This window comes from Aeromicrobium sp. REDSEA-S38_B2 (assembly GCF_001628525.1).
In the GTDB taxonomy this organism is placed as follows: Bacteria; Actinomycetota; Actinomycetes; order Propionibacteriales; family Nocardioidaceae; genus Aeromicrobium; species Aeromicrobium erythreum.
The window spans coordinates 1-3,101 of sequence record NZ_LUNH01000098.1 but is presented as its reverse complement, the minus strand read 5'-3'; the positions used below and the strand labels follow the sequence as shown (position 1 = coordinate 3,101).

Annotated in this window: 3 protein-coding genes and 1 pseudogene; 2 read left to right on the top strand and 2 right to left on the bottom strand. The window is 72.7% G+C overall.

Annotated elements, in window-relative coordinates:
* Window positions 1-48: 48 nt before the first annotated feature.
* Window positions 49-699, bottom strand: coding sequence for a 2-phospho-L-lactate guanylyltransferase (gene cofC, locus A6Q81_RS16290; protein WP_286691115.1), 651 nt, complete (start codon window positions 697-699; stop codon window positions 49-51).
* A 197-nt stretch (window positions 700-896) separates the two neighbouring features.
* Here cofC and A6Q81_RS16285 point away from each other — a divergent pair, with 197 nt between their 5' ends.
* Window positions 897-1,430, top strand: coding sequence for a lysophospholipid acyltransferase family protein (locus A6Q81_RS16285; RefSeq protein WP_353681428.1), 534 nt, complete (start codon window positions 897-899; stop codon window positions 1,428-1,430).
* Window positions 1,431-1,451: 21 nt separating this feature from the next.
* Window positions 1,452-2,318 (top strand): annotated as a pseudogene (locus A6Q81_RS16280) (NAD(P)H-dependent glycerol-3-phosphate dehydrogenase); the annotation flags it as partial.
* 44 nt (window positions 2,319-2,362) lie between these two features.
* Here A6Q81_RS16280 and A6Q81_RS16275 read toward each other — a convergent pair.
* The coding region (locus A6Q81_RS16275; RefSeq protein WP_286691114.1) for a trans-sulfuration enzyme family protein at window positions 2,363-3,101 on the bottom strand (739 nt) is incomplete at its 5' end.

The window sequence follows — 3,101 nt, the reverse complement described above, 5'->3', positions numbered from 1 at the left end:
GGCCCGATCGCGTGTCGTGGCAGAGGATCGGCGCCATCGCCGGTGTGCTCAGAAGAGGCCGAGCGCGTCCAGCACCCGACGCGTGTGCGTGCCGACGCCGAGCGCAGCTGCGGCCTGGAGGTCCGGCACGTCGTCGACGTCGCGACGCAGCGTGGTGAGCGGGCCGGTCACCTCGACGGCTCCGGCGTCGAGGTGGGCGAGCCGCGAGCCCTCGCCGTAGCGAGGGTCGAACGCCTCCCAGGACGCGGAGTACAACGTGGTCCCGATACCGGCCGCATCGGCGACGAACCCCGCGACCCCACCGGCGAGGACGGGGGAGGCCAGCGCTGCGTCGAGGTCGGCGGGGTCGAGCGCCGGCAGGTCGGCGCACAGGGCCACAGGACGCATCCCAGGCCAGCGTCGGCGTGCTTCAGCCGCGGTCTGGCGCAACGTGGCGTTGAGGTCGGAGGAGTCGCCGTCGGGGATGCACGGAGCCCCCGTCGCTGACAGCGCCGCGGAGAAGCGAGCATCGTCCGTGGCGACCAGGACCGCGCCGACACGCTCGGCTGCCAGGCACGCGGTCACCGTGTCCAGGGCGAAGGCGGCAGCGAGCTCCTCGCGCGCACCGTCGGCGATCCCGACCAGCCGTGACTTGCCGCGTGCCGGCGGCTTCACGGGCACCACGACGGCGTACGTCGGAGGGTGGGCGGGGACGGACATCGCACCCATCCTCCCAGGCGTGCACGTCGTCCTGCTCCGTGGTCCGACCCCCGTCCGGCACGCGCCCGCCCGCCTGTCGTGGCGTCGGTCACCACCCGAGTAGCCTGCCCCGGTGACCGTGCGGAAGCTGCAGCAACGACGAGGGTGGGCGTTCAGCCTGGGCGTGGGCATCATCAAGCGTCTACGACCACGGCCGGCTGCCGCGCTACCTCGCGAAGTCGGGCCTGTTCCAGAACGCCTTCCTGCGCCGCTTCCTCACCGCCGCCGGCCAGATCCCCGTCGAGCGCGAGGGCAAGGGTGCCGTCGCGTACGCCGCTGCCGTGGAGGCCGTCCGACGGGGCGAGTGCGTCGTGGTCTACCCCGAGGGGACGATCACGCGTGACCCCGACATGTGGCCGATGACCGGCAAGTCCGGCGCGGCGCGGATCGGGCTGGAGACGGGTGCGCCGGTGCTCCCGGTGGGGCAGTGGGGCGCGCAGCAGCTGCTGCCGTACTCCAAGAAGCCGCACCTCGTCCCGCGCAAGCGCGTCACGATGTCGGTCGGCGAGCCCGTCGCGCTCGACGACCTGCGGCAGCGCGAGCTGACCCCCGAGGTGGTCAAGCAGGCCACCGACCGGATCCTGGCGGCGATCACCGCGCAGGTCGAGGAGATCCGTGGGGCGCAGGCACCCGCGGAGAGGTACGACATGCGTGTTTCCGGAGACCCCTACAAGGACAGGAAGTCGGCATGAGCGAGTTCGGCAAGGTCGCGGTCTTCGGCCTACCTCCCCAGCATCGAGCTGCCGCCGAGCGTGCGCGCCACGCACGACGTCGAGGCAGCGCTCGACGGCGCCGACGTGGTCGTGTGGGCGACGCCGTCGCAGTCCTTCCGCGACAACCTCCGCAGCTGGGCGCCGCACGTGCACCCCGACGCGGTGATGGTCTCGCTGATGAAGGGCGTGGAGCTCTCGACCCTGAGCCGGATGAGCGAGGTCATCGCGCAGGAGACCGGTGCGGGTCCCGAGCGCATCGCGGTCGTCAGCGGACCCAACCTGGCCAAGGAGATCGCGCGCCGCGAGCCCGCGGCCGCGGTCGTGGCCTGTGCCGACGAGGACGTCGCCACGCGGCTGCAGCAGCGGGTGCACAGCCCGGCGTTCCGCCCCTACACCTCCGTCGACGTGCTCGGCTGCGAGCTCGGCGGCGCCTACAAGAACGTCGTCGGCCTGGCTGTCGGCATGGCAGTGGGTCTCGGGTTCGGGGACAACACCACCGCCTCGATCATCACGCGCGGGCTGGCCGAGACCGCCCGGCTGGCGATGAAGCTCGGGGCCAACCCGCTGACCCTCATGGGCCTGGCCGGTCTGGGTGACCTGGTCGCCACCTGCTCCTCGCCGCTCTCACGCAACCGCACCTTCGGCGAGAAGCTGGGGCAGGGCATGACCACCGAGGAGATCTACGCCAGCACCCGCCAGGTCGCCGAGGGCGCGAAGTCCTGCTCGTCGCTGCGCGCGCTGGCCGAGCAGTCCGGCGTCGACGCCCCCATCGCGACGTACGTCGACGAGGTCGTCGCGGGCAACCTGACCGCCCAGGGGATGATGGACGCGATCCTCGCCCGCGACACCAAGCCCGAGACCGCCTGAGTGCCGAACCGGCGTATTGATACGCCGGCTCGACGGGGGATGGGTCAGTCGGTGAGGCCGTCGAGGGCGCGGGAGAGGTCGTCCCAGAGGTCCTCGACGTCCTCGACACCCACGGAGAGGCGGACCAGGGCGTCGGAGACGGTGGTCGGCTCGCCCTTCCAGCGACGGCGCCGCTCGAGGGTGGACTCCACGCCGCCGAGGCTGGTGGCGTGCACCCACAGGCGGGTCTTGCGCGGCAGCAGGTCCGCGGCCAGCGCGCCCGCGGCCAGCTCGACGCTCACGATCGCCCCGAACCCCGGGTAGCGCACCAGCTGCACGGCCGGGTGCTCCCCGAGGCGACGGGCCAGCTCGGCGGCGTTGGCCTGGGCGCGCTCGACCCGCAGGTGCAGGGTGCGCATGCCACGCACCGCCAACCACGCCTCGAGGGTGCCCGGCACGGCGCCGAGGAGGTCGCGACGCTGCTTGAGCACGGTGAACAGCTGGTCGTCGCGGGTGACCAGGGCGCCGAGGAGGGCGTCGGAGTGGCCGGCGAGGTACTTCGTGGCCGAGTGGACCACCAGGTCGGCACCGAGGTCGAGCGCGCGTTGGAGCAGCGGGGTGGCGAAGGTGTTGTCGACGACGACGTACGCGCCGGCCTCGTGCGCCGCCGTGCAGATCCGCTCGATGTCGGCGACGTCGAGGTTGGGGTTGGTCGGCGACTCGACCCACACCAGGGCCACGTCCTCGTCGCACGCGGCGACCACCGCGTCGGTGTCGGCGATGTCGACGAGCTTCGAGCGCAGC